The following is a 25,582-nucleotide window of genomic DNA, read 5'->3' on the forward strand; positions in this document are numbered from 1 at the left end:
AACACAACACACTAAATCATCCGGCGCAATGGAACGCTCATTCTAAACAAGCGGTCTGTTGCTTTTTTCAGCTTCGGAAATTCCTGACATCAGGCAGTCACATTTCCTCGTGAGAATGCGGGTTTATCCAGATGCAGCCGCCTGTGGCGCCCATGCACTCTGGCCTGAATCTGACAATCATCCAATCACGGGATAACCATGAAACTTCGTTCCTTGGCGCTGGCATGCGCAACGCTAGCCTATCTGAGCGGCTGCAGCGGTGGCGGCGGAAATGCGCTCGGCGCTGGTGGCGCCACGGTAAACGGCGTTGCGGCGAGCGGTAAAGCGCTGGCTGGCGTCAATGTAACCATCACCGACAGCAGCGGCCAGAACGTACAGACGGCGCTAACCGACGCCAGCGGCAAGTTCACGCTGACGCTGAAAGGCAGCGCGCCTTTTATCCTGACCGCGCCGTTTAACGACGCCGATGGCAGCGCCGCCACATTGTCTGCTGTCATCAATCCGAGCTCGACCCAGGTGGGGACCGTGCAAGCCAACCTGAATCCTCTGACCTCGCTGGTGACCCAGCGTGTGCTCGGCCTGATCCCGAACGGCAGCCCGAGCGCAGCGCAAATCAGCGCTGCTAAAATCAGCTCAGCCAGCGTAGCGCAGGCAGTCAGTGACGTCTCCTTGCCGCTGCAGCCTTTGTTTACTGCGCTTGGTGTGCCTGCCAGCGAGACCGGCGATCCGATAGGCAGCACCGCCTACCAGGCGATTGCAAGCGATCCGCTCGATAATCTGTTCGAGCTGGCGCACTTTACCGTACATACCGGCCAGGTCGCGGTCGGCGCCGACGCCAATCGCGCAGTCCTGACGATCCCGGCCAGCGGCAGCGTCAGCGGCGCATTGCCGGCGAGCGCGATCCAGTCGCTGGTGGCGCTGAACAACGGCCCGACCACCACCCCGATCCAGAACGTCATCGTGATCGTCGGCGAAAACCAGACCTTCGATGCGGTATTCGGCGCTTATCAGCCGCCGCAAGGGCAGACCGTAAAGAATTTGCTGTCGCAAGGGATCATCAACGCCGACGGCACTCCCGGTCCGAACTTCAGCCTGGCGCTGCAAAACCAGGGGGCTAGCCAGACTGCCTATACGCTTAACCCGGCCCGCGTCGGCGCTTACGCTACCCTGCCGCAACCGACCGCAATCGGCGAACTCAGCCCGCCGACCTTCCAGAATCCGGGCGGCGTGCCGGATACCCGTTTCCCGGCAAACCTGCCGAACGGCCCGTTCCAGCTGACCAAATATGTGGCTTACGGCACCGCCAACAGCGCGCTGACCGGCGATCCGGTGCATCGCTTCTTCCAGATGTGGCAGCAAACCGGCGGCGACAATGCCAAGCTGGATATGTTTACCTGGGTCGCCGCCACCGTCGGCCAGGGCGGCGACACCACCGGCATCACACCGAGCAATCCGGGGCAGGGCGGCGAGCTGATGAGCTTCCTTAACATGAACACCGGCGATGCGCCTTTCTTCAAATCGCTGGCGCAGCAATATGCGTTGAGCGACAACTATCACCAGAGCATCATGGGCGGCACCGGCGCCAACTTCTTCAGCATCGCTACCGGCGACCTGCCGTATTTCAACAGCGGCGGCGCGGTTGGCGTGCCGCCGGCGAACCAGATCGAGAATCCGAATCCGCTGGCGCAAACTCCCAATTTCTATTCACAGGACGGCTACCAGGGCGGCTCCTACGTCAACTGTTCCGATGCGGGCCAGCCTGGCGTCGGCGCCATCCTGAATTTCCTTGTTGGCAAGAAGGTCAAGAGCAATTGCGAGGCCGGCAAATATTACCTGGTCAATAATTACAATCCGGGCTACGACATGAACGGCAATGTGCAGCCTATCGGTCCCAACAATTACAACTACCCGCCGCAAACCGTGCCGACCATCGCTGAAGGCCTGTCCAAGAAAAACGTCGGCTGGAAGTGGTATACGGGCGCTCGCGAAACAGCCGACGTCACCGCCGACGCCGCGGCCCTTGGTTTCCCGGTGTCGGTGACGCAAGGCGCCCAATACAACGCCATCGGCGATCCGCTGGTCGCGTCCAGCAACATCATGAACAGCAGCCTGAAATCGAACCTGGCAGGCCTCACCACCTTCTACAGCGACATCGCCAAGGGCAGCTTGCCGGCGGTTTCGTTCGTGGTGCCAAAGAACCTCGACAGCGGCCACCCCGGCTATTCAGCACCGGCGCGCTACGAGGCATTCCTGCAAGACCTGATCGCCAAGGTCAAGGCGAACCCGACGCTGTGGGCGCATACCGCGATCCTGGTCACTACCGATGAAGGCGGCGGCCACTTCGACACCGGCTACATCCAGAACGTCGACTTCTTCGGCGACGGCCCGCGCATCCCGTTCCTGGTAGTGTCGCCTTACGCCCGCACCGGCTTCATCGACCACACCTACTACGATCACTCATCGGTGCTGAAATTCATCGAGCGCAACTGGCGCCTGGCGCCGCTGTCGCCCCGCAGCCGCGACAACCTGCCCAACCCGGTCAGCCTCGCCGCCGACCAGTACCGCCCGGTCAACACCACCGCCATCGGTGACCTGATGGCAATGTTCAACTTCTGACCTGAAAAAATTAGGGTCAGGAAAAAATTAGGGTCAGAGTTGAATTAAAGAAAAATTAGGGTCAGAGTTGAATATTTCCTCAAATAAAAATTCGACTCTGACCCTAATTTAAATGCGGTTTTATGGAAATGGGTTGAGAATCTTGGGCAACAATCGCGGCTGGCTTGTTTGCATGCGTTGGCATGGCGCTGCTGTGCTGTTTGCGGCTGCGTTGCTGGCTGGCTGTCACGATGCGGAAACGCCGGCCCGGGCGGCGCATGCGGCTGGTGCGGCGCCGGCTGCGCCTAAACCGGCGCTGAAAATGTGGGTGCGTTATCCTGAGCCGCCGGCTGCGCTGAGTATTGCGGCGAGTTTGGGGAAGCAGATATTCTTCGATTCCTCGCTGTCGGCTTCCGGCGCCATGTCTTGCGCCACCTGCCACAGTCCGGACCATGCTTACGGGCCGCCCAACGGACTGGCCGTACAGCTGGGCGGCGCCGACATGCAACGGCACGGGACGCGCGCCGTGCCGTCCTTGCGTTACCTAGGTTTCACTCCCAAGTTTACACGCCACTACTACGTCCCCGGTCCGGACGATACCGAGGATGAAGGTCCTACCGGCGGCTTCACCCATGATGGCGCGGTCGACTCCTTGCATGAGCAAGCGCTGATTCCGCTACTTAACCCAAACGAGATGGCCAATCCGGATCCGCAGGCGGTGGTCGCCAAGCTGCAAAAGACCGCTTATGCCGAACAGTTCCGGCAAGCCTATGGCGCCGACATCTTCCAGCGGCCGGCGGCAGCACTGGAACAGGCGACGCTGGCGCTGGAAGCATTCCAGACTGAAGACGTGAGCTTCCATCCCTATACCAGCAAATTCGATGCGGCGATGGCAGGCAACGCCGAGTTTGCGCCGGCCGAATTGCGCGGCTACGGTCTGTTCAACAATCCAAGCAAGGGCAATTGCGCCAAGTGCCACATCGACACGCCCGGGCCGGGAGGACGGCCGGCGCAATTCACCGACTTTGGTTTCCAGGCGCTGGGCGTGCCGCGTAACCTTGAGATCGCGGCGAACCGCAATCCGAAATATGTCGACCTTGGCATCTGCGGCCCCGAGCGTAAGGATATGGCGCGGGAGGCGGAATTCTGCGGCATGTTCAAATCGCCCACCTTGCGTAACGTGGCGACGCGGGCAGTCTTCTTCCACAACGGCCGTTTTCATACGCTGGAAGACATGATGCATTTTTATGTCACGCGCGACACCGATCCCGCCAGGTGGTATCCGAAGATAAAAGGCAAACTCGCCAAGTTCGACGACCTGCCGCCGCGTTACCGCGCCAACATCGATAACCTGGACGCTCCGCTGAACCGCAAGATGGGCGAAGCACCAGCCCTGGACGAGGAAGAAATCGGCGACCTGATCGCCTTCCTGAAAACCCTCAACGACGGCTACTCGGCCAAATCCGGCGCCGCCCGCACCGAATGAAGCAATTCAGGGATGTGCCGCCGGCGCCATCCAGCCCGCCATGTTTCAGCAGCCGTACGCCTTGCGTCCGCCAATCCATTGATAGCGGCCGCCGCGCGGTCCGACATGGCAAGCCGCGCCGCGGGAGGCGCCGTGCCGGAAACGCCAGGGCGGCACCGGATTCGGGGCTGACCACAATCCGGTCCTTTTATTGCGCGCGATTGCCTCAAGAGCCTTGAGTTCGCGGTTGCTTCGTGCGGAGGTCCAAGCCATGCCGCGTTCCACCTGGGCCCGGCCGGCATCAATACCATTGCAGCGCACGGCCGCAACGCTGCGGCCGAAACGATCGGTGGCTCGCGTGTTGTACTGGACATCCGTGCCGGCGCAGAGCTGATGCAGCGATTGCCGGGCCTGCGGGCCGAACGCCTGCCTGATTTCCGGCGCGTCGATATCGGCCAGGCGCAGCTTGATCCGGTTGCGGCCAACCTGCAGCGTCATGCTGTCGCCGTCGGCCACGCTGACAACCTGGTGCGCGTACGCGGCCAGCGGCGCGAGCAGCAGAAAAGTGGCGAGCAGTATTCTCATTTACACTGAGGCATGGGGAAGAGGAAACGACTGATCCGCCAGCTTACAGAGGAAGAACAATGAAGAATATAAGAGGTATCGTATTCGATCTCTACGGCACGCTATACGACGTGCATTCGGTCGCTGCGGCCTGCGATGCCTATCATCCGGGCCGGGGGCGCGAAATCAGCACGGCCTGGCGGCAGAAGCAGCTTGAGTACACCTGGCTGCGCAGCCTGATGGGCGACTATGCCGATTTCGAGCAGGTTACTCGCGACGCCCTGGAGTTCACATCCGGGCAGCTGCGGCTGCCGCTCGGCGAGGCCGCGCTCTCAGCGCTCTGCGCGGAATATCTCAGTATCGCGCCGTACCCGGAAGTGCCCGCAGCGCTGGCAAGGCTGCAGGCAATAGGATTGCCGCTGGCGATCCTGTCCAACGGTTCTGCCAATTCAATACGCAGCGTGGTAGAGGCGTCCGGGCTGGAGCAGCGCTTCGCGCATCTGATCAGCGCCGACAGCGTGCGTGTCTTCAAGCCGCACGACAAGGTCTACCAGCTGGCGGAGCAGCAGATGCATTGCGATCGTTCGGAACTGCTGTTCGTGTCATCAAATGCGTGGGATGCGTCGGGCGCGCGGCATTTCGGCTATCCGGTCTGCTGGATCAACCGGGCCGGCAACGCGTTTGACGAGTTGGGGCAGTCACCCGATCATATTCTGCAGGGGTTGGACCAGCTGGCGGACCGGTTTGAAACACGACGGCCAGCGGCCTGACTGGATTCAGCTCAACAATCTTTCGCGTTTTTGCTCTTCATCGAAAAACAGCCGCGACGGCTTGATCAGGTCGCTGCGGCTGATGATGCCGACCAGGCGCCGGCTTTGCAGGTCGCTGACCACCGGCAGCCGTTCCAGGTGGTGGGTCGCCATGCGCGCGGCGACGACCCGGCAGGTTTCGGACGGCAGCGCGACCAAGGCGGCAGATTGCTCCAGGCAGGCCGGATTGAACAAGGTCGTCAGGGGATTGCTGCCGTCGGCTTGCGGGCTGAAGCTGCTGCGTTCGACCATGCCCATCAAGCCTTGGTTCATGTCGACCACCGGATAGCAGCGGTGCACCTGTTGCGTACCAAAATAGCGCTCCAGCGTTTCCGCGATGGTGAGGCTGGCGGGAATCGCCGCCACTGCATGGGTCATCACTTCATCCACATGCTGGCGCTCGAGCGGATCGACGCCGTATTCGCGATAGATGTGATAACCGCGCCGGGCAATCTTTTCCGTCATGATCGAGCGCCGCATGGTCAGCACCGTAAAGCCGTAGGCGACGCCGGTGGTGAGCAGCAGCGGCAGCAAGGCATTGGTGTCGTGGGTCAGGCCGAAGGCAAACACGGCAGCGGTCAGCGGTGCGCCCAGGACTCCGGCCAGCACCGCAGCCATGCACACCAGCGGCCACAAATGGGCGTCGCCGCCCGGCAGCCATGGCGCCAGCACCGTGCCCAGGCCGGCGCCGATGATCAGCAGCGGCGCCAGCACGCCGCCGGAGGTGCCGGAGCCGAGCGCAATCACCCAGATCACGGCTTTCACCAGCAGCAGGCTCAGCGCCAGCTGCAAGGCCAGGTTGCCGTTGAGCAGATCGCCGATCACGTCGTAGCCGACGCCCAGCGCCCGCGGCTCGAAATAGCCCCCTATGCCGACCGCGACGCCGCCCAGCGCCGGCCACCACATCCAGTGGATCGGCAATTTGCCGAACAGGTCCTCGACCCGGTACAAGGCAGTCGACATCAGCGCCGACAATGCGCCGCCCAGGATGCCGGCAACGACGCAGGAGAACAGGGCGCTGAGGCCGATTTCCGGTGTCTGCAAGGGAAACAGCGGACCGGCGTCCAGCAGCAGCGGCCGGGTGAATCCGGCTACGGCGCAGGCAACGATGACCGGCAGCAGGCTGCGCGGGCGCAGTTCGAACAGCAGCAGCTCCACCGCCAGCAGCACCGCGGCCACCGGCGTGCCGAACACCGCCGTCATGCCGGCTGTCGCGCCGGCCACCAGCAGGGTCTTGCGTTCGGCTGCGGTCAGGCGGAAATGCTGTGCGATCAACGAGCCGATGGCGCCGCCGGTCATGATGATCGGACCTTCGGCGCCAAACGGGCCGCCGCTGCCGATCACGATGCCGGACGACAGCGGCTTGAGGACGGCGACCTTGGCCGACATCTTGCTTTTGCCGAACAGGATCGCTTCAATCGCTTCCGGAATGCCGTGGCCGCGGATCTTGTCGGAACCGAAGCGCGCGATCAGGCCGACGATCAAGCCGCCCAGCACAGGCAGCACGATCACCCAGGCTCCGAGATGGTGGCCGGCGGGTGAACGGGTAGCGAAAGACAGTGTTTGATAGAAGAACAGGTTGGTGAACAGCCTGATCAGGTTCAGCAAGGCGTATGCCGCCAGCGTGCCGAAGCCGCCGATGACCACCGCGATCAGGGAAATCCTGAGCAGCCGCGTGTCCGCTGCGAAATCGCGCTTGTGTGAGTGCTGTGTCGACGACATGGTGGGTTTCTCAGCTATTGATGGTCGGGATGCGGAAGATGTCGGCCAGGGTATTCAATTCGGCATGGTGCAGTTCGGCCAGCTTGGCGAGGCAGCGTTCGCCGGCCGGCAGCAGGTGGATGTTCACCTGGCGGCGGTCGACTTCGCTGTTGCGGCGCTGCACCAGCTTGAGTTTTTCGCAGCGCGATATCAGCGCCACCACACTGTGGTGCTGCGACTGCAAGCGCTCGGCCAGCTCGCCGACGCTGGCCCAGTCGCGGCCGGGGGTGCCTTTTACGTGCAACAGCAGCAGGTATTGCTGCGGAGTGACGCCTTCGCTCTGCGCCGCTTCTTCGCTGAAGCGCAGGAATTTACGGAGCTGGTAACGGAATGTCGACAGCGCTTCAAAGTCTTGCTTGGAGAGGGAGGATGGCGGCATCTGGCAATTGCCGCTTTGGACGGCAGGTTTCTTGAGAGCGGCTAATATATCACAATACGATATATATTTGCTCAAGGCCGGCCCCGGTCCGGAGAACAAGGAAATAGTAATAGAATGCAACTTCCATCAACCCAGGAAAAAGCGGATGAATCCAGGTCACGGCAAGGCAGCGGAGTTGTCGGTAGAGCTTTTCGAGCAGCAAAAGGACTGGACCGCATGGCTGAAAAAGAACCACGGCAAGTCGGCCGGGGTCTGGCTGCGGCTGGCGAAGAAAGGTGCGGAGCAGAGTTCGGTTTCCTACCAGGAGGCGCTGGAGTCGGCGCTGTGCTACGGCTGGATAGATGGCCAGAAAAAGGCCGACGATGAACACTATTGGCTGCAGAAATTCACGCCGCGCTCAGCCAGGAGCATCTGGTCCAAGATCAACCGCGACAAGGCTCTGCTGCTGGTCGAGAGCGGCCGGATGGCGCCGGCCGGGCTGAAGGAAATCGAGCGCGCCCGAGCCGACGGCCGCTGGGAAGCGGCTTATGACTCGGCCAGCAAGTCCACCGTGCCGGCCGATTTCCAGGCAGCGCTGGATGCCAGTCCGCGCGCGCTGGCGTTTTTTTCCACGCTCGACAGCGGCAATCGCTATGCGCTGCTGTTCCGGATACAGACGGCAAAGAAACCAGAGACGCGTACCAAGCGGATCCAGGATTTCACCCTGATGCTCGAAAGGCACGAGAAATTCCATCCTTGACGCCGGGCATGAAATGGACATCCTTGACCTTCAGGTCGCGATCACTTGATCGACAAAATCCTATACCGGTGTACCCTGTGGTTTGTTTCCGGATAAATGCCTTTTTCGGGAATAAATTTTTCGCATCTGCAGTCTTGTGTTTCATGAACCCTGGAAACGCGTGAATGACAGTCCCGACAAAAAAACAGCGATTCCAAGCGAACGTGCTGCCGCACTTGAATTCCGCATTCAACCTGGCATGCTGGCTCACGCGCAGCCGCCAGGATGCGGAGGATGTGGTGCAGGAAGCCTATCTGCGCGCCTTCAAGTTCTACGACGGTTTCCATGGCGACGACAGCCGCGCCTGGCTGCTGACGATCGTGCGCAATACTTTCTACACCTGGTACCAGGATCAGCAGAAGCAGCGGCAGGAGACGGTATTTGACGAGGATGTGCATGATTTCAGCGCGGCCGGCATGGCCGACGGCAACCCGGAGCTGCTGCTGATGCAGAAAGACAGCGAGCGGCAGCTGCAGCAGGCGCTGCACGCCTTGCCCGTGGAGTTTCGCGAGGTGATGGTGATGCGCGAGCTGGAGGAACTGTCCTATAAGCAGATCGCCGCGATTGTCGGCATCCCCATCGGTACCGTAATGTCGCGCCTTGGGCGCGGCCGTAAATTGCTGGCGGCAATCCTTGCGCCAGCCAGGCAGGAGGCATGATGGATCATCAGGAAACACTGGAGCTGTTGCCGGCTTTTGCAGACCAGGAGCTCGGCATAGTGGAGATGCAGGAAGTACAGCGCCATCTTGAAAACTGCCCCGATTGCCAGCGCGAATATGCGGCGCAGCGCATCGTCAGTGCACGCTTCAAGAAGGACGCGGTTTATTTCGAGGCGCCGCTGCATCTGGCGCACCGCATCAACAGCGCTTTGCCGGCAGAAGCCGTGCGCGCAAGATCCTGGGGTTTCAACTGGATGAACCTGGGCGCGGCCATGGCAGCCGGGCTGGCGTTGGCCTGGAGCGCCGGTTTGTATCTCAACCTGCCGTCAGACCAGGACCGGCTGACTGGCGAAGTGGTGGCCAGCCATGTGCGTTCGCTGCAGGTCGACCACCTGTCGGACGTGGTTTCAAGCGACCAGCACACGGTAAAACCCTGGTTCAACGGCAAGCTCGATTTCTCCCCGCCGGTGGTGGACCTGGCGCAGCAGGGTTTTCCGCTGGTCGGCGGCCGCCTCGATTATCTCGACGGCCGGCCGGTGGCAGCGCTGGTCTATCGCCGCGCGCGGCATCCGATCAATTTGTATATCTGGCCGAGCAACGACCGCGACCAGCCGCCGCAGTTGCAAAATCATCAAGGCTACCACCTGGTGCGCTGGACCTGGGACGGCATGAATTACTGGACGGTATCCGACCTGGCCGCCAATGACCTGCAAAACTTCGTAGGGCTGGTGCGTTCCACGGTACGGCAATAAGCTGCCATTCAGGCCAGGAAAAAAATATCGATTTCGCAACATGTTTTCCTGTCAGGGCTTTTCTTTTACGTTGGTCGACAAAGTCATAACATTTTCTTGTTTGACAGATGCCTGTCCGTGGACAACAGTGAATAGGTCCGGAATCGCAATCGCGCCTGCTTGATCAGGGCGTCGCCGCGAACTTGCAGTAATATGCAAATAACTGCCACTATTGACAGTTCAAGACGGATCACCAAAAGCGTAGTATCAAAGGAATGAAACGGGCCGCATGCCCGGTGCGCCGCAGTCGCGGCGGAACCGGGCATCCGCTATTTTTCCTGCACGATCGGCACTGCTTTTCCCGCGCGGCGGGAAGTCGATGTTTTTGCCAGGCAGGGGAATCTTTATCTTTCGACATTGGGCTAAGGAGATTGCAATGGTCAGGCTGACTGAAGCTACCGTCATTTTTAAAGGACTTGCCTACGAATTCGACAGCACCGGCGAGGCTGAGGAATTCAAGAAGCGCCTGGAAGCCGGCGGCGATCCGAAACGCTATGCGGACGCATTCAAATGTATTGATATCTACGCAAGCCCGGCCAAGCGCGAGGTGGAAGAGGCCTGATGTAACCGCCTTTGCTGCTGCCGGCAACCGGTGACCGCAGCAATCTGTGCTAGGATTTCCCTCCGATAAATTCAACGCGCCGGCTGCGTGCCGCGTCGCTGAACCATCAACAGGAGAACCTATGCAGCTCATCGGCATGCTTGACTCACCCTTCGTCCGCCGCGTCTCGATTTCCTTGCAACTGCTTGGCATCCCATTCGAACACCATTCCGTCTCGGTGTTCAGCACCTTCGAACAATTCCGCCAGATCAATCCGGTCGTCAAAGCGCCGTCGCTGGTATGCGACGACGGCGAGGTGTTGATGGATTCCAGCCTTATCCTGGATTACGCGGAAGCATTGGCGGCGCCGCGCAAGAGCCTGATGCCGGCCGCCATCGGCGAGCGCCAGCATGCGCTGCGGGTGATCGGGCTGGCGTTGGCGGCATGCGAAAAAACCGTGCAGATTGTGTACGAGCGCAATTTGCGGCCGGTGGAAAAGCAGCACGAGCCATGGGTCGTCCGCGTCCAGGGCCAGTTGTTCGCGGCTTACCAGGCACTGGAGCAGGAACTGCGCAACAAGCCGCTGGAAGCCGGCAGCAAGACGATCAACCAGGCCGGGGTGAGCACTGCGGTGGCTTGGCAGTTTACGCAAATGATGCTGCCAGAAATCGTCATCGCGGCCGATTATCCGACGCTGCAGGCATACTCTGAACAGGCCGAACACCTGGCCGAGTTCATCGCCGCGCCACCGTTATAAAATCCAGGAAGCTGCTACCCGCCCGAGCCGGGCGGTTCTTATTGCGCGCGTTTGGCGCCATGGCTGGCGCCCGTATCGTCGCACCAGGACGGGCGGACATCGGGATCGTCGCATTTCAGGTTTGGATAGGCGCAGCCGGACAGCAGCGAAATCAAGACCAGTATTCCTAGTGCTGTTTTCATGGGACCCGCCTGTGGCCTGGATTTAATTCATCATGCGGCACTGCCGCTGTTCACATTTGTAAAGCTGCTGCTGTCCATCCTGGCAGCTGACCTGGTAGGTCTCGACGGCGCCGGTCTTTGCGATCAGCGTTGCACCGGGCTGAGCCGGCAGGCAAGCCGTCTTGCGCGCCATGCGCTCCACGGTGTCAGACAGTTCGCCGCCTTTGCGGGCCGATGGCTGCTGCGGCACATCGATCACTTGCTCCGACGGGCTCAGCGATTCCGACAGCGATACCGGCGCCGGACTGCGTTGCGGCGGCGTGTAGCTGCGCACGTTGGGCTGCAATGCGCTGCAGCCGGCAAGAAGGATAGCGGCGAGAAATAGAAATGAATTTTTCATGCGTCTCCCATTTAGGAATGCAGCAGGGTGCTGCTGGAATCAAGTGTGTCAAATGTATCATCTTTCGGTTGTGCATAGCTTGCTTAAGTGTTGCCCGGGATAGCAAAAAAGAAACCGCAAGCCACGAAAGCGCTTGTGGTTTCGGCCAGGCCTGCCAGCCGGTAGTCAGGCTTTGCCTGGACTCGTGATATAGCGCCCGACCAGCAAGGCGGCGACGCCGTAAGCCAGGCCGATCGCGCCGAAGGCCAGCGGAATCCGTATTTCCCAGCTCGGCGCTGCGTGCAGGATGCTGCCGATGATGGCGACCCCGACCAGCGCGCCGATCTGGCGGTTGGCGTTCAAGGCCGCGGCGGCGCTGTTGGCGTGGCTGCGTCCGGCAATCTGCATGACGGTGGTGGTCATGGCGGGTACGGCAATGCCGACGCCCCAGTTGGCGATGGCGACCGCCGGCGCGAACAGCAGGTAAGAGGTGTGCGGCCGCATGCCGGTCAGCAGCGCGGCCAGCAAAGCCGCCAGCAGCAAGCCGCCCAGCATGGGCAGGCGTGCGCCCCAACGCACGGTAATGCGTCCCGACAGCAGGTTCCCGATAGAAAATACGGCCATCACCGGCAACAGCTGCAAACCGGTGTGCAAGGCGTCGGCGCCACGCGCCTGCTGCAAGAACAGGCTCAGCAGGAACAACTGGCCGAATGCGCCGAAGTTGACCAGGAAGCCGATTGCATTGGCGGCGGCAAAGCGCGGCGTGGCGAATAATGCGCGCGGCAGCAGCGGCTCTGCACCACGCCGTTCACGCCGCACCAGCAAGGCAAGGGCGATCACCACGAGCGCCGCGGTGGCCAGGATAGGCGCCGAGGTCCAGCCGAACACCGGCCCTTCGATCAAGGTAAAACACAGGCTGGCCAGTCCCGCGATGCCAAGCGCGTGGCTGGCGGCAGGCAGCGGCCGCCAGTGCCTGGGAGCGGCAGGAATCACCTTCTGCGCCAGCACCAGGCCCAGCAAGCCGACCGGGACATTGATCAGGAACACGCTGCGCCAGCCGAAACTGTCGACCAGCACGCCGCCCACCAGCGGACCCATGGCCGCCGCCACCGCGACAATCGCCGACCAGGTGCCCAGCATGTGTGCGCGGACGCGGTCGTCTTCGTAAGTGTGGGTCAGCAGGCTCAGGGAGCTGGGCATGAACAAGGCCGAGCCGACGCCCTGCAGCATGCGGGCGGCGATCAGGGTATTGCCGTCGGGCGCCGCGCCGCACAGCAGCGAACCGAGCATGAACACCACCAGCCCGCTCAGGTAGATAGTCTTGGCGCCGTAGCGGTCCGCCAGCGCGCCGCCGACCAGCAGCAGGGCGGCAAAGGTCAGCGTATAGCCGTCCACCACCCACACCAGGCCGCTCAGCGGCACCGAAAGGTTGTGCGCGATATCGGACAAGGCGACATTGACGGCGGTAACGTCCAGCATCGCCATCACGAAACCGATCGCCAGCGTCAGCAGCGGCAGCAAACCGCTGGGTGCCGTGTGGGCAGCGCCGGCGGCGGGGATGGGACATTGAGCTGACATGGTCTGTTTCTCCTGTGATGTGGCGGCATTGGTCGGCAAGGCTCTATGGTAGTCCGCCCAGTTGATGTAATAAATCCGTATAATTTCATTGGTCTGATGCAAAAATGCATCATCAGGGAGAGCTTTATGGATTGGGACAACGCCCGGATTTTCCTCGGCATATACCGCGCCGGCACGCTGCGCGGCGCCGCGGCGCTGCTGCAGGTGGACCAGGCCACCGCCGGCCGCCGCCTGAACACCATGGAGCAGGTCTTGGGCGCGCGCCTGTTCTTGCGCACCCCGACCGGCTACGTGCCGACCCCGGCCGGCGAGCTGGCGTTTGCCGCGGCGGAGCGGATGGAGCATGCCGCCGACCAGTTGCAGCGGCAGATGCAGGGCATTGACGATCGTCTATCCGGCGTGGTGCGGCTGGCAGCGACCGATACCATGGGCAAGCATTTCCTGATGGTCGCCATGCAGCGGCTGCATGCGGTGCATCCGGATATCCGGGTGGTGCTGAGCACCTCCACCCAGGTGTCGAACCTGACCCGGCGCGAAGCGGACCTGGCGGTGCGCACCATACGTCCCAGCAGCCCGGACCTGATCTCGCGCCACCTGACGCGCCGCGAGGTCGGCCTGTATGCAGCAAAAAGCTACCTGAAACTGCGTGGCGAGCCGCAACCCGATACGGCGCTGGCCGGCCATGACCTGGTGATCTACCAGCGCAGCATTTCACCCTCCCAGGGGGTGGCCTTGTGCGGCGAAGCTATCGGCAACGCCAAGGTGGCGATGGAAGTCAATTCCGGCCTGATGATGATCGAAGCGGTGCGCGCCGGACTCGGCATCGGCGAACTGCCGACCCACATGGCCGACGGCGATCCGCTGCTGGCGCGGATCTGGCCGCAGCGCGCCGAAGCCTACGACATCTGGCTGGTGCTGCACGGCGACCTGAACCGTACGGCGCGGGTGCGGGCGGTGGCGGATGCGATTGTCGAAGTCTGCGGCGAAATGTGACGCCGCCGCAAAAATCGAATGACTAGAATTTCAATGCCTTGAGATAACCGGTCAATTCCAGGTAGCCGCGTCCGACGCGCCGGCCGTTGCGGTTGACGGTCACCGCGCCTTCCCAATACACCGATCCGGTCGACAGCCGCGAATCGAGTTCCTGGTCATCCTGCAAAGGCGCCAGCGACCATTCCGCGGTGCCGGCATGCAGCACCTGCTGCACCGGATAACTGGCGTCGGTGCGCGGCGAACGCCAGCTGCGCTGCGGCTGGAAGCTGACCTGCCCGGGCGCGAACTGGGTAACCTTGCCATCGGCGTCGCGCAGTGCGGCGTGCGCCCACAGCTTGCTGCCGTCGCGGCTGCGGATCTGGAACGCCATCAAGGCTGAACCGTCATCCAGGTTGGCGCCCAGCCAGTCCCAGCCGACAGCGTCGGCGTCCAGCACGCTGGTCGACCATTCGTGATCGAGCCAGGCGCTGCCGCTGACCTCTTGCGCACGGCCGGCGCGCACCAGTTTGCCGCTGACCTGCAGCTGCGGCTCGCTATAGTAATAGCTGGCTTGCGCGGCTTGCGGTCCCTTGCGTGAATAGCCGTGGTCGCCTTGCAGCATGGGCGGCTGGCTTGGCTTGAGGCTGAGCTGCAGGGTGAATTCATCGGCGGCGATGCTGGCCTGGTAGCTGCCGTCGGCGTTGCGCAGCAAGCGCCAGTCATCCACGGCGACATCGGTGTTGCCTTCCTTGGCGTAGGCCAGGCCGAAACCGGCGCGCGCGCTTTTTTGCGCATGCAGGAGCTTGCCCAGGTTGGGATCCGACAGCGCCGCATGAGCGATGATCAGCTGGCTAGGCGCAAAGGCGCTCGGATTGGCGCGGTCGTGCTCGGTGGCGGAACGGAAGAAGGTCACCTGGAAGCCGATCGGCTTGCCGTCCGGCGTGGCCAGCCAGCCGGTGGCGTACCACCATTCGGTGCGGAAATCGGGGTGGGCGCCGCTGTCCTGCGGCAGCGCCAGCTGCCGTTCCGGCGTCACTTGCGCGAAGCGCGGCGGCGCAGCGAATTGCGGCGGCGCCGCCAGCAACAGGACGCTCAATATCCAAAACCGGCAACAGCGAAAAAACATCACCAATCCTCCCGTACCGAATGCAGCACATCGGCAGACACGGCGCGCAAGCCCGCCAGCAACGCCGTGGCGCCGGCCGACAGCAGCAGCAACAGCGCCACCGCCGCCAGTTCTTGCCATGGCATGTGCAGCTCCATGGTCCAGTGAAACGATTGCGGATTGACGATGAATACCAGGATCAGGCTGATGGCCCAGCCCAGCAGGAAACCGACCAGCATCCCCAGCGCGGTCAGCAAACCGCCTTCCAGCGCCAGCATGGACAGGACCTGGCGCCGCGTGACGCCGACATGGCGCAGCATGCCGAACTCGCGCGCCCGCGCCAGGGTCTGGGCGGAAAAGGTGGCCGCCACGCCAAACAGGCCGATCACGATGGCGACGATTTCCAGCAGATAAGTGACGGCAAAGCTGCGGTCGAAAATCTTCAGCGTCTGCGCGCGGATTTCGCCCGGCTGGGAAATCTCCAGCGCGGCGCCGAACGGCAATTTGCGCAGCGCGCTGATCACCGTACCGGGATCGGCATCGCGCTGCAGCCTGAGCGCGGCGTCGGTGACTTCGGTGTCGCCGCTCAATCGCTGGTAATCCGCCAGGCGCAGCTGGATTGCTCCCGATTGCCGCGCATAGTCGCGCCAGACGCCGGCCACCGTAAAGCGGTAAGGATGGTTCGCCAGCGGCAGCGTGACCTGCTGTCCCAAGCGATAGCCATACAGGTCGACCATGGCTTCCGAGACCCAGATCGGCAAGCTGCCGGCGGCAATCGCGCCGGCCGGCAGCAGCGGGCCGACGATGGGCAGCGCGCGGGCCGGATCGGCGGCGTCGATGCGGCGTGCGATCAGTATCACCGGCGGCCGCGCCGGATCCAGCGTGAGCGTCGAGGTGCGCAGGAAATCGGCGCGCGCCACGCCTGGAACGGCCGCCAGCAAGCGCTGTTCGGCAGGCTGCATGGCGCCGGTTTCGCCGCTGACGGCGGAACGCGCATACAGGTCCGCCGACAGTAATTGCTGCATCCAGTCGTCAACCGATATGCGGAAACTGGCGACCATGATCGCCATCGCCACGATCAGGCTGAAGCTGGACAGCACGCCGCCGAGCGCAATCGAGGCTTGCCCCGGCACGTTGGCCAGGCGCGCCAGCACCAGGGTCGTGAGCACGCCATGGCGGCGCCCCAGGCTGAATCTTTGCAACGCAGAGAATGCCAGCGCCGCCACCCGCGGCATCAGCGTGATGCCGCCGACCAGCAGCAGCGCCACCGCGATGTAACCAAACACAGGCAAGCCGAACAGCGGCGGCAGCTGCGTCAGCAGCGCTCCCAGCAGCAGGCAGGCCAGCGCCGGCCAGGGTGTCGCCAGCGGCGCCAGCGCGGTTTCTTCGCTGCCGGACTTGAGCGCCGCCGCCGGATGCGCCCGCGACGCCTCCAGCGCCGGCGCCAGGCTGCCGAGCAAAGCGATGCCGCTGCCGAGCGCAAAAAAAACCAACGCCGCCGGCAGGTCGAACTGCACGCTAGCCTGCACGCCGCGGAAATAGCCGCCGCCGAGGTCGCCGCCAAAAAAATGCAAGGCGGCGGCCGCCAGCGCGTATCCCAGCGCCAATCCAAGCAGCGCCCCGAGACAGCCCAGCAAAGCGCCTTCCAGCAATACCTGGCGCAGCAACTGGGCGCGCCGCCATCCGAGCACACGCAGCAAGGCAAACTGCGAACGGCGCCGGATCACCGACAGCGCCTGGGTCGAGAACACCAGGAACGCGCCGGTGAACAACGCCACCAGGGCCAGTACATTCAGGTTGATACGGTAGGCGCGCGACATGTTGTTGTTGCTGCTCTCTTGGTCCTGGCCTGCCGATACCTGCAGATGCAACGGCAATTCGGCCTGCAGCGCGCGCCTGAACGCTTCGCGGTTGACGTCCGGCTGCAGCTTGAGGTCTATGCGCGAGAGCTGGCCGATGCGTCCGAAGCGCCATTGGGCGGCGCCGATATCCATCACCGCGATCCGCTGCCCGGCGCGGGCGCCCGCCAGGCCGCCGGCCACCCGCAGGCTGACGCTGGCGGTGCCGTTGCGCAGCGCCAGCATCTGGCCCGGCCGCACCTGCAGCCATTGCTGGGCTGCCGGCGACAGGAAGATGGCGTCGTCGGCCAGGGTGTCGAACGGACTGCCGGAGTCGGCCATGCCGATCAGGTCGGGCGTGATGCGGGCGGCGCGGAAGGTGTCGATGCCAAGCACTTTCAGTGCGCCGGTCTTGCCCGGCAGCGTGACGTTGAGCTCCAGCACCGGGCTGGCTATCGCCACGCCTTGCCGTTTTGCCAGTTGGGGATAGACGGCTTCGTCGAAGGTCCCCTGCACACCGCGCAGCTGCAGGTCGGACTGGCCGGACAAGCTCCTGGCGGCGGCCGAGAATTCGTTGAAGGCGGCGCCGTTGATCAGGTCTACCGCATAGCCGAGCGCGACGCCGAGCGCGATGGCGGCAATCGCCACCAGCGCGCGCACCGGGTGGGCGCGCAATTCGCCCAGCAGCAGCCAGCGCGCCAAGGTGCGCAGCGGATTGCCGGCGCCGGCGGCAGCTGTAGCGGCGGCAGGCGTCATTGCTTCAGCGGCTGCAAACCGTCTGCGCTCATGACCAGGATCCGGTCGGCGCTGGCGGCTGCGGCGGCGGAATGGGTCACCATGATGGCGGAGGCGCCGTTGGCCTTGATTTCCTGGCGCAGCAGGGCCAGCACTTCATGCGCGGTATCCGGGTCGAGGTTGCCGGTCGGTTCGTCGGCCAGGATCAGCTTGGGGCGATGCACCAAGGCGCGCGCAATCGCCACCCTTTGCATTTCGCCGCCCGACAGCTGGCGCGGGAAGTCATTGCCGCGGCCCGCCAGGCCGACCGCCGCCAGCAGTTCCAGCGCGCGTTCCTGCGGCGCGCCGTTGAGCAGCAAGGGCAGGGCGACGTTCTGCTGCAAGGTCAGGTGCGGCAATACATGGAAGGCCTGGAAAATGAAACCGAGTTTCTGCCGGCGCAGCAAGGTGGCGGCGTCGTCGTCCAGGCTCGACATGCTGACACCGTCGATCAGTATCATGCCGCTGTTGGCGCTGTCGAGGCCGGCAATCAGGTTGAGCAAGGTCGATTTGCCGACGCCGGAGTCGCCCATGATGGCGACGTATTCGCCGGCCGCCAGCGCAAAGTCGAGATGCGCCAGCACCACCCGGCCATGGCCATAAGACTTGCGCAGTCCGCGGCATTCCAGCGCCGGGGGAGCATCGACGGCAGGGGGCATGGTTTCAGTGTCTGTGTGCATGCAAGATTGTTTTATCGATTAGCTTAGATGTCGGCAGTGTAGAGGATTTTGCGCAATGACTCGGATTCCCCGGGCAAACCGTGCGCAAATCCGATAAGGACCTGATCCCGCGACGACGCAGCCCGTTGCTGAAGGTAAATGGTCAGCAAAATGAAAATAATGTATCAAATGGTTGCAGAAAGTTGGAATAAACTCGTCATGCCGGACGTTTAACTGCTATCCCAGCAATCATTCGCCCGGCTGGTTCTGAGCTGTATTTTTTCCCGACGATCATCCTGAGGAGGAATCATGCGAAAACCCCTATTTCTGCTGCTGAGCTGCGCCGCTCTTGCGATACCCGCCCTGGCCGAAGCACCCAAGGCTGTCAATGGCAAGCTGGTGGATGACGAAGGCCGCACGCTGTATACCTTCGACAAAGATACGGTAGCAGGCAAGAGTGCTTGCGAGGGCGGCTGCGCCGCAAATTGGCCGGCGGCGCTGGCGGATTCCTATGACAAGGCCGCTGCCGACTGGAGTTTTGTGACAGCCGCCGACGGCAAGCGGCAATGGGCCTACAAGGGACATCCGCTGTACCGCTTTGCCATGGACAAGAAAGCCGGCGATGCCAACGGCGACGGCAAGGGCGGCGTGTGGCACGCGGCGAAACCCTGAGCAAACGCGGCGCGTATCGGCGACTGGCCTGGGTGCTAGAGAATGCAATGCCTTTATGAGTTTTGAGGCCGACATGGTGGTCTGGCTGCCGGCGCTGCGGCGTTACGCCCGCGCGCTGACAGGCGATGCCGCATGGGCTGACGATCTGGTGCAGGACACGGCGGAGCGCGCCCTGAACCGATGGCATACCTTGCAGCCGCAAAGCAATGTGCGGGCGTGGCTGTTGACCATCCTCAGGCATTTGTATATCGACCAGCTGCGCAAGCGCCGCGAAATCGCCGTCGATGAAGATAGCGCGCCCTGGCGCACGATGGCGGCGCCGGCCGATGAAGTCGACGGCCTGTTCCTGCTCGACGTGCAGCGTGCGCTGTATCGCCTGCCGCTCGATCAGCGCGAAGTACTGTTGCTGGTCGGCCTGGAAGAGCTCAGCTATCAGCAGGTTGCGGCCATCCTGGACATTCCGGTCGGCACGGTGATGTCGCGCCTGTCGCGTGCCCGGGAGCGTATGCGCTCTTTGTTGAAAGAGGACCCGGGCAGCAAACGGCCGCCTCTTAAAGTAGTCAGCAACAAATAGCGAGAGACACGCCATGAACGAAGAAACCACCTCCAAGCTGCCGGACCCGGACGAAGCACATTTGCAGATGCTGTCGGCATGGGTCGACAATGAACTTTCCGGCCCCGAGCAGGCTGCCGTCGCTGAGCGGCTGGCGAACGATCCGCAGGACAGCACTCGCGTCGCCGACTATCGGGCGCAGAATGCCGGTTTAAAAGCCTTGTTTGCGACGCCGCAAGATAACGTCCAATGTATTTTCCTGCCGCGCCGGACGCCTTGGTGGCGCAGTGCCGGGATGGCTGGAGGCTGGCTGGCGGCGGGCTTGCTGTGCGGCTTGGCGTCCGGCTGGCTGAAGCCGTATCTTTTCAACGAGCAGCCGGCGTTCGCCAAGCGTGCCGACATTGCCTACGCGGTCTATGCGCCGGAGCAGCGGCATCCGGTTGAAGTTGCCGCTGCCGAAGAAGCGCATTTGATCAGTTGGCTGTCGAAGCGCCTCAATCATCCGCTGGCGGCGCCATCGTTGCAGGAATACGGCTACACGCTGGTCGGAGGGCGCTTGCTGCCTGGCGAAGCCGGTCCGGCAGCGCAGTTCATGTACCAGGACGGCGAGGGTGAGCGATTGACCTTGTACGTCACCGCCGTAGCCAAGGACGCCACGGCGTTCCAGCTGCTGCATGAGGGTAAGCGCAGCACCTTTTACTGGATAAGCGAGGGCATGGGATATGCGCTGTCCGGACAAACCTCGGTGGCCCGCCTGCGTTCCATGGCGATTGACGTGTGCAGCGCCTTGGGCGGCCATCCCGAGGCTTGGCGCTGACCACCCCGGCGCTGGCCGGGATCGGCTTTTTCCAAAAAATATCGATGGAATAGCCGCACCGTCTCCTTCGTTTACATATCACAGGCTGGCTTGGCGCCGGACTGCGTACCGTTCCGGTGTCGGTTGGCTGGGAGCAAGCCGATATTGCGGAGCGCCGGGTTTGCACGCGCCGTTACGTCGGGCATTTATTTAGGACGACATCATGTATAACGAAATTCCTTTTGTAGTGCTATTGCTGGCCCTCTCCGCCTGCAGCTGGACGCAAGGCGGTTCGGACTATGCCGGGACCGGCAAGCCGAGTTGCCAGAAATTGACGACCCAGGCCGAAATCAACGGCAAGACAGAGCCGGTTACCGGCGTTGCTTGCCAGCAAAGCGACGGCACATGGCAATTCATGCAAAACACCGACCGGCCATACTACGGTTATCCATATGGCTATTATTACGATCCCTGGTATTGGGGGCCGTTCGGCTTCGGCGCGGACTTTGTCTTCATAGACCGGGACCATCACCATCACCACTTTAACCACGGTTCGACGATGCATCAGAGCGTTGCGGCAGGTGCCGGCTTTCATGGGCACGGCATGGGCGGCGGGATGCGCCACTGAACCGGTGCCGGGATGCGGCCTCGCCGCCATCGGATGGGGCCAGGCCGCGCCATGCTGCGGATGTTGCGCCGATAAGCCTTCACAGAAGGCTGGAAGCGCACTATATTGAGACAAATAGCACATAATTCTCTGTCCACCTCATCCTGGAGGAGGATCGTCATGTCGATTTCCGCCACATTGGAAGACTGCCTGCGCAGCAAAGGCAGTCATTACAAGATCCTGCATCATCCGCACACCCTCAGCAGCACCGGCACCGCAGAAGCGGCGCATATCCCGGGCGACCGCCTGGCCAAGACAGTGGTCCTGGAAGACGAGCATGGCTATGTGGCTGCGGTGCTGCCATCGACCTTTCACTTGCATTTGTCCGACCTGTGGGACAAGACCGGGCGGCACCTGGTGCTGGCCAGCGAAGACGAGCTGCGCGAGATGTTCAAGGATTGCGATGTAGGAGCGCTCCATCCGGTCTGCAGCGCCTACGGCATGCAAACCTATCTCGATGAAAGCCTGGCGCAACAGCCGGAAATCTATTTCGAGGCAGGCGACCACGAAGCCCTGATTCAGATGCAGACAGCCCAGTTCCTCGATCTCATGGACCAGGCGGAAAGAGGACGCTTCGCCCATCGGATGTAGGACGCCGACGCACTGCATGCACACCGCTCGCGCGGTTCGCCGCACGGCATCGGCTGTGTGCGACGCAAAATAAAATGCTGGCAGGCCATAAAGCACGCCGGCGCTAAAGTGAGCTAAACTCAACTGGACATCACCAAGCGCGAGGGAGCGGGTATGAGCCAGTGCAAGCCTCTGACGTTGCATGTTCCGGAACCTAGCGGCCGGCCCGGCCACGAAACCGATTTCTCCTACCTGCATCTGGCGGCGGCCGGCGCGGTGCGCCGGCCGCCGCTGGACGTGCAGCCGTCCGACACCAGCGATCTCGCCTATGCCCTGGTGCGGGTGCTCGATGACGAAGGCAACGCCGTCGGCCCTTGGGTTGCAGAAATAGAGCCTCAATTGTTGCGCCGCGGGATGCGGGCCATGATGAAAACGCGGATTTTCGATGCCCGTATGGTGATCGCGCAGCGCCAGAAAAAAATGTCCTTCTACATGCAGAGCCTGGGCGAGGAAGCGATAGGCACGGCGCACGCGATGGCGCTGCAGGAAGGCGACATGTGTTTCCCCACCTATCGCCAGCAAAGCCTGTTGATGGCGCGCGAGGTCCCTTTGGTGGACCTGATTTGCCAGCTGCTGTCGAACCGGCGCGATCCTATGAAGGGACGGCAGCTGCCGGTGCTGTATTCCGTGCGCGCCGCAGGTTTTTTCTCCGTTTCAGGCAATCTTGCCACGCAATTTATCCAGGCGGTCGGCTGGGCCATGGCCTCGGCGATCAAGGGCGACACCAAGATCGCTTCGGCCTGGATCGGCGACGGCTCCACCGCCGAATCCGATTTCCATACCGCGCTCACTTTCGCACATGTATACCAGGCCCCGGTGATTCTCAATGTGGTCAACAACCAGTGGGCCATCTCGACTTTCCAGACGCTTGCCGGCGGCGAGAGCACCACGTTCGCCGCGCGCGGCGTCGGCTGCGGCATCGCCTCGCTGCGCGTCGACGGCAACGATTTCCTGGCCGTGTACGCTGCTTCGCGCTGGGCCGCCGAACGGGCGCGCTGCAACCTGGGACCGACCCTGATCGAATGGATCACTTACCGCGCCGGTCCGCATTCGACTTCCGACGATCCGTCCAAGTACCGGCCGGCGGATGACTGGTCGCACTTTCCGCTGGGGGATCCGATTGCCCGCCTCAAGCAGCACCTGATCCGCATCGGCGTATGGTCGGAGCAGGAACACCAGGATACGGAACAGGAACTGGAGGCGCAGGTGATCGCGGCCCAGAAAGAGGCGGAACGCTATGGCACCCTGGCCAGCGGCCAGATTCCTGACCCGGCGACGATGTTCGAGGATGTCTATAAAGACATGCCGGAGCATCTGCGGCAGCAGCGCCGCCAACTGGGCGTGTAACCATGGCCGCCCAGAAAGACGCCAAACCGGCGATGGCGCAGACGACTACGCCGATGACGATGATCCAGGCGCTGCGTTCGGCGATGGACGTCATGCTCGAGCGCGACAGCAATGTGGTTGTTTTCGGCGAGGACGTAGGGTTCTTTGGCGGCGTGTTCCGCTGCACCGAAGGTTTGCAGGCGAAGTACGGCGCTTCGCGCGTATTCGATGCGCCGATCTCCGAGGGCGGGATTGTCGGCGCAGCCGTCGGCATGGCTGCCTACGGTTTGCGGCCGGTGATCGAGATCCAGTTCGCCGACTACTTTTATCCGGCCTCGGACCAGATCGTCTCCGAGGCGGCGCGCCTGCGCTACCGTTCGGCCGGTGAATTCACGGCATCGATGACGATCCGCATGCCCTGCGGCGGCGGCATCTATGGCGGCCAGACCCACAGCCAGAGCCCGGAAGCCTTGTTCACCCATGTCTGCGGCTTGCGCACGGTGATGCCATCCAATCCGTATGACGCCAAGGGCTTGCTGATTGCATCGATCGAAAATGACGATCCGGTGATCTTCCTGGAGCCGAAGCGTCTGTACAACGGTCCGTTCGACGGCCATCACGACCAGCCGATGGTGCCGTGGTCCAAGCATCCGCTGGGCGAGGTGCCGGACGGCTATTACACCGTGCCGCTTGAATCTGCGGCGATATTCCGTCCCGGCGCCGAGCTGACGGTGATTACCTACGGCACCATGGTATTCGTATCGGCAGCCGCCGCGCGCGAGACCGGCATCGACGCCGAGATCATCGATTTGCGCAGCCTGTGGCCGCTCGACCTGGAAACCATCGTCGCCTCGGTCAAGAAGACCGGGCGCTGCGTGGTGGTGCACGAAGCCACGCGCACCAGCGGCTTCGGCGCGGAATTGACGGCCTTGGTGCAGGAACATTGTTTCTACCATCTGGAGGCGCCGATCGAACGTGTCACCGGCTGGGACACGCCTTATCCGCACGCCCAGGAATGGGCTTATTTTCCCGGTCCGGCCCGCGTCGGGGCTGCCTTCAAACGCGCGCTGGAGGCAAGATGAGCGTCCATGTGATAAAAATGCCGGATATCGGCGAAGGGATCGCCGAGGTTGAACTGGTGGCCTGGCGCATCAAGGTCGGCGAGCGCGTGGTCGAGGACCAGGTGCTGGCCGATGTGATGACCGACAAGGCCACCGTCGAGATTCCATCGCCGGTTGTAGGCAGGATAGCGGCGCTGGGCTGCGAGCCCGGCCAGGTGCTGGCGGTAGGCGGCGAACTGATACGCATTGAGGTCGAGCCAACAGAGCATGCCGCTGCGGCGTTGCCCGTTCTGCCGCAGGCCGCGGCCGCGGCGGTCGCTGCGCCGCCAGGGGAAGTGCCGTCTTCCAAGCCGCCGGCGCAAGGCCCCGGCTCAGTGCAAGCGATACGGCAGGCCGCCGGCTCGCCGACTGCGTCGCCCGCCGTGCGCCGGCGCGCCCGCCAGCTCGGCGTCGAGTTGCAGGATGTGCCTGCCAGCGGCGCCGATGGCCACATTACGCATGAAGATCTCGACGCTTATGTCACGCTCGGCAGCAGCCTGCCGGCGGCGCGCGCCGGCGATGGCCGTTATGCCGAGCGCCATGGCGAAATAGCGATGCCGGTCATCGGCTTGCGCCGCAAGATCGCTCAAAAGATGCAGGAATCCAAGCGTCGCATCCCGCACTTTACCTACGTTGAGGAGTGCGATGTCACCGAAATCGAGGCGCTGCGCCAGCATCTGAACGCAAGATGGAGCGGCGAACGCGGGCGCCTGACCTTGTTGCCGCTGCTGATGCGCGCCATGGTGCTGGCGTTGCGCGAGCACCCGCAATGCAACGCCCGTTTCGATGATGACGCCGGCGTGGTGACGCGCTACGACGCAGTACATATCGGCGTCGCCACCCAGACCGCAGCCGGCCTGATGGTGCCGGTGGTGCATCATGCCGAGGCGCGCGATCCGTGGTCGAGCGCGGCCGAAATCGCCCGCCTGGCCGAGGCCGCGCGCGCTGGCAGGGCGGTGCGGGCGGAACTCTCCGGTTCAACCATCACCGTCACCAGCCTGGGCGCCTTGGGCGGCCTGGCATCGACTCCGGTGATCAATCACCCGGAGGTGGCGATTGTCGGCATCAACCGGATTATCGAAAGACCGGTGATACGCGGCAATGTGGTGGTCGCGCGCAAGATGATGAATCTGTCGTCCTCGTTCGACCATCGGGTGGTCGACGGCTTGGATGCTGCCGAGTTCGTGCAGTCGCTGCGCGCTTATCTCGAATTTCCAGCTACCTTGTTTGTGGAGTAGCGAAGACGCGGTTCTGATATTCCCTGGTCCGTGAT

The 25,582-nt window shown here is 62.8% G+C and carries 26 protein-coding genes; 17 read left to right on the forward strand and 9 right to left on the reverse strand.

Annotation, left to right across the window (positions count from 1 at the left end):
• Positions 1-198: 198 nt before the first annotated feature.
• Positions 199-2,616, forward strand: coding sequence for an alkaline phosphatase family protein (locus tag BM062_RS01285; protein WP_092392260.1), 2,418 nt, complete (start codon positions 199-201; stop codon positions 2,614-2,616).
• A 172-nt stretch (positions 2,617-2,788) separates the two neighbouring features.
• Positions 2,789-4,081 carry a cytochrome-c peroxidase gene (locus BM062_RS01290; protein WP_092392718.1) on the forward strand — a complete coding sequence of 431 codons (1,293 nt, stop codon included), beginning with the start codon at positions 2,789-2,791 and terminating at the stop codon, positions 4,079-4,081.
• 45 nt (positions 4,082-4,126) lie between these two features.
• Here BM062_RS01290 and BM062_RS01295 read toward each other — a convergent pair whose 3' ends face one another.
• Positions 4,127-4,645, reverse strand: coding sequence for a thermonuclease family protein (locus tag BM062_RS01295; protein WP_092392262.1), 519 nt, complete (start codon positions 4,643-4,645; stop codon positions 4,127-4,129).
• A 59-nt stretch (positions 4,646-4,704) separates the two neighbouring features.
• Between BM062_RS01295 and BM062_RS01300 the strand changes: the two genes are divergently transcribed.
• The gene (locus BM062_RS01300) at positions 4,705-5,394 is read left to right on the forward strand and encodes a haloacid dehalogenase type II (RefSeq protein ID WP_092392264.1); all 690 of its coding nucleotides are present in this window, start codon (positions 4,705-4,707) and stop codon (positions 5,392-5,394) included.
• A 6-nt stretch (positions 5,395-5,400) separates the two neighbouring features.
• Here the strand turns inward: BM062_RS01300 and BM062_RS01305 are convergent, their stop codons facing one another.
• Positions 5,401-7,155 (reverse strand): chloride channel protein, encoded by a 1,755-nt coding sequence (locus tag BM062_RS01305; RefSeq protein ID WP_092392266.1) that lies wholly within the window; start codon positions 7,153-7,155, stop codon positions 5,401-5,403.
• A 10-nt stretch (positions 7,156-7,165) separates the two neighbouring features.
• Positions 7,166-7,573 carry a MarR family winged helix-turn-helix transcriptional regulator gene (locus tag BM062_RS01310; protein ID WP_092392268.1) on the reverse strand — a complete coding sequence of 136 codons (408 nt, stop codon included), beginning with the start codon at positions 7,571-7,573 and terminating at the stop codon, positions 7,166-7,168.
• Between the two features lie 145 nt (positions 7,574-7,718).
• Here BM062_RS01310 and BM062_RS01315 point away from each other — a divergent pair, with 145 nt between their 5' ends.
• From BM062_RS01315 to BM062_RS01340, 5 genes are all read left to right on the forward strand, one after another.
• Positions 7,719-8,312 (forward strand): YdeI/OmpD-associated family protein, encoded by a 594-nt coding sequence (locus tag BM062_RS01315; protein WP_092392270.1) that lies wholly within the window; start codon positions 7,719-7,721, stop codon positions 8,310-8,312.
• 164 nt (positions 8,313-8,476) lie between these two features.
• Positions 8,477-9,010, forward strand: coding sequence for a sigma-70 family RNA polymerase sigma factor (locus BM062_RS01320; protein WP_092392272.1), 534 nt, complete (start codon positions 8,477-8,479; stop codon positions 9,008-9,010).
• On the forward strand, positions 9,007-9,762 hold the full coding sequence (locus BM062_RS01325) for an anti-sigma factor family protein (RefSeq protein WP_092392274.1): 756 nt from the start codon (positions 9,007-9,009) through the stop codon (positions 9,760-9,762). The genes BM062_RS01320 and BM062_RS01325 overlap by 4 nt, the downstream gene beginning before the upstream one ends.
• A 415-nt stretch (positions 9,763-10,177) precedes the next feature.
• Positions 10,178-10,363 carry a hypothetical protein gene (locus BM062_RS01335; protein WP_092392277.1) on the forward strand — a complete coding sequence of 62 codons (186 nt, stop codon included), beginning with the start codon at positions 10,178-10,180 and terminating at the stop codon, positions 10,361-10,363.
• A 121-nt stretch (positions 10,364-10,484) separates the two neighbouring features.
• Complete coding sequence (locus BM062_RS01340; protein ID WP_092392279.1) at positions 10,485-11,099, forward strand: glutathione S-transferase; 615 nt, start codon at positions 10,485-10,487, stop codon at positions 11,097-11,099.
• A 38-nt stretch (positions 11,100-11,137) separates the two neighbouring features.
• Here the strand turns inward: BM062_RS01340 and BM062_RS25490 are convergent, their stop codons facing one another.
• From BM062_RS25490 to BM062_RS01350, 3 genes are all read right to left on the reverse strand, one after another.
• Positions 11,138-11,281 carry a hypothetical protein gene (locus BM062_RS25490; protein WP_175500841.1) on the reverse strand — a complete coding sequence of 48 codons (144 nt, stop codon included), beginning with the start codon at positions 11,279-11,281 and terminating at the stop codon, positions 11,138-11,140.
• A gap of 22 nt (positions 11,282-11,303) precedes the next feature.
• Positions 11,304-11,660, reverse strand: a complete 357-nt coding sequence (locus tag BM062_RS01345; RefSeq protein ID WP_139219965.1) for a hypothetical protein — start codon at positions 11,658-11,660, stop codon at positions 11,304-11,306.
• 165 nt (positions 11,661-11,825) lie between these two features.
• Entirely contained in the window at positions 11,826-13,217 is a 1,392-nt protein-coding gene (locus tag BM062_RS01350) for an MFS transporter (protein WP_175500842.1), read from the reverse strand.
• Positions 13,218-13,343: 126 nt separating this feature from the next.
• Here BM062_RS01350 and BM062_RS01355 point away from each other — a divergent pair, with 126 nt between their 5' ends.
• Positions 13,344-14,210: a LysR family transcriptional regulator gene (locus BM062_RS01355; RefSeq protein WP_092392285.1), complete on the forward strand. Its 867-nt coding sequence runs from the start codon at positions 13,344-13,346 to the stop codon at positions 14,208-14,210.
• Between the two features lie 22 nt (positions 14,211-14,232).
• On the opposite strand, the gene BM062_RS01360 is transcribed toward BM062_RS01355, so the two are convergent.
• Genes BM062_RS01360 through BM062_RS01370 form a run of 3 tightly spaced genes read right to left on the reverse strand, consistent with a single transcriptional unit; the run spans position 14,233 to position 18,586 of the window.
• The gene (locus tag BM062_RS01360) at positions 14,233-15,285 is read right to left on the reverse strand and encodes a lipocalin-like domain-containing protein (RefSeq protein ID WP_371326533.1); all 1,053 of its coding nucleotides are present in this window, start codon (positions 15,283-15,285) and stop codon (positions 14,233-14,235) included.
• Between the two features lie 29 nt (positions 15,286-15,314).
• Positions 15,315-17,888: an FtsX-like permease family protein gene (locus BM062_RS01365; RefSeq protein WP_092392289.1), complete on the reverse strand. Its 2,574-nt coding sequence runs from the start codon at positions 17,886-17,888 to the stop codon at positions 15,315-15,317.
• A complete protein-coding gene (locus BM062_RS01370; RefSeq protein ID WP_254784852.1) occupies positions 17,885-18,586 on the reverse strand; it encodes an ABC transporter ATP-binding protein in 702 nt (233 codons plus the stop codon). The genes BM062_RS01365 and BM062_RS01370 overlap by 4 nt, the downstream gene beginning before the upstream one ends.
• Before the next feature lie 288 nt (positions 18,587-18,874).
• On the opposite strand from BM062_RS01370, the gene BM062_RS01375 reads away from it, so the two are divergent.
• The 8 genes from BM062_RS01375 to BM062_RS01410 all read left to right on the forward strand — a co-directional run bounded on the left by BM062_RS01375 (position 18,875) and on the right by BM062_RS01410 (position 25,547).
• Entirely contained in the window at positions 18,875-19,237 is a 363-nt protein-coding gene (locus BM062_RS01375) for a COG4315 family predicted lipoprotein (RefSeq protein WP_092392293.1), read from the forward strand.
• A 55-nt stretch (positions 19,238-19,292) separates the two neighbouring features.
• Positions 19,293-19,811 carry a sigma-70 family RNA polymerase sigma factor gene (locus BM062_RS01380; RefSeq protein WP_092392295.1) on the forward strand — a complete coding sequence of 173 codons (519 nt, stop codon included), beginning with the start codon at positions 19,293-19,295 and terminating at the stop codon, positions 19,809-19,811.
• A 13-nt stretch (positions 19,812-19,824) separates the two neighbouring features.
• Entirely contained in the window at positions 19,825-20,607 is a 783-nt protein-coding gene (locus BM062_RS01385) for an anti-sigma factor (RefSeq protein WP_092392297.1), read from the forward strand.
• 202 nt (positions 20,608-20,809) lie between these two features.
• Complete coding sequence (locus tag BM062_RS01390; RefSeq protein WP_092392300.1) at positions 20,810-21,214, forward strand: hypothetical protein; 405 nt, start codon at positions 20,810-20,812, stop codon at positions 21,212-21,214.
• Between the two features lie 159 nt (positions 21,215-21,373).
• Complete coding sequence (locus BM062_RS01395) at positions 21,374-21,844, forward strand: aminoacyl-tRNA deacylase (RefSeq protein ID WP_092392302.1); 471 nt, start codon at positions 21,374-21,376, stop codon at positions 21,842-21,844.
• A gap of 153 nt (positions 21,845-21,997) precedes the next feature.
• Positions 21,998-23,230 (forward strand): 3-methyl-2-oxobutanoate dehydrogenase (2-methylpropanoyl-transferring) subunit alpha, encoded by a 1,233-nt coding sequence (locus BM062_RS01400; RefSeq protein WP_092392304.1) that lies wholly within the window; start codon positions 21,998-22,000, stop codon positions 23,228-23,230.
• Between the two features lie 2 nt (positions 23,231-23,232).
• Positions 23,233-24,291 carry an alpha-ketoacid dehydrogenase subunit beta gene (locus tag BM062_RS01405; protein WP_092392306.1) on the forward strand — a complete coding sequence of 353 codons (1,059 nt, stop codon included), beginning with the start codon at positions 23,233-23,235 and terminating at the stop codon, positions 24,289-24,291.
• Positions 24,288-25,547, forward strand: coding sequence for a dihydrolipoamide acetyltransferase family protein (locus BM062_RS01410; RefSeq protein WP_092392308.1), 1,260 nt, complete (start codon positions 24,288-24,290; stop codon positions 25,545-25,547). Before BM062_RS01405 ends, BM062_RS01410 begins: the two co-directional genes overlap by 4 nt.
• The last annotated feature ends 35 nt before the right edge of the window (positions 25,548-25,582 follow it).

Source organism: Collimonas sp. OK412 (assembly GCF_900112135.1).
GTDB classification, from domain to species: domain Bacteria; phylum Pseudomonadota; class Gammaproteobacteria; order Burkholderiales; family Burkholderiaceae_D; genus Collimonas; species Collimonas rhizosphaerae.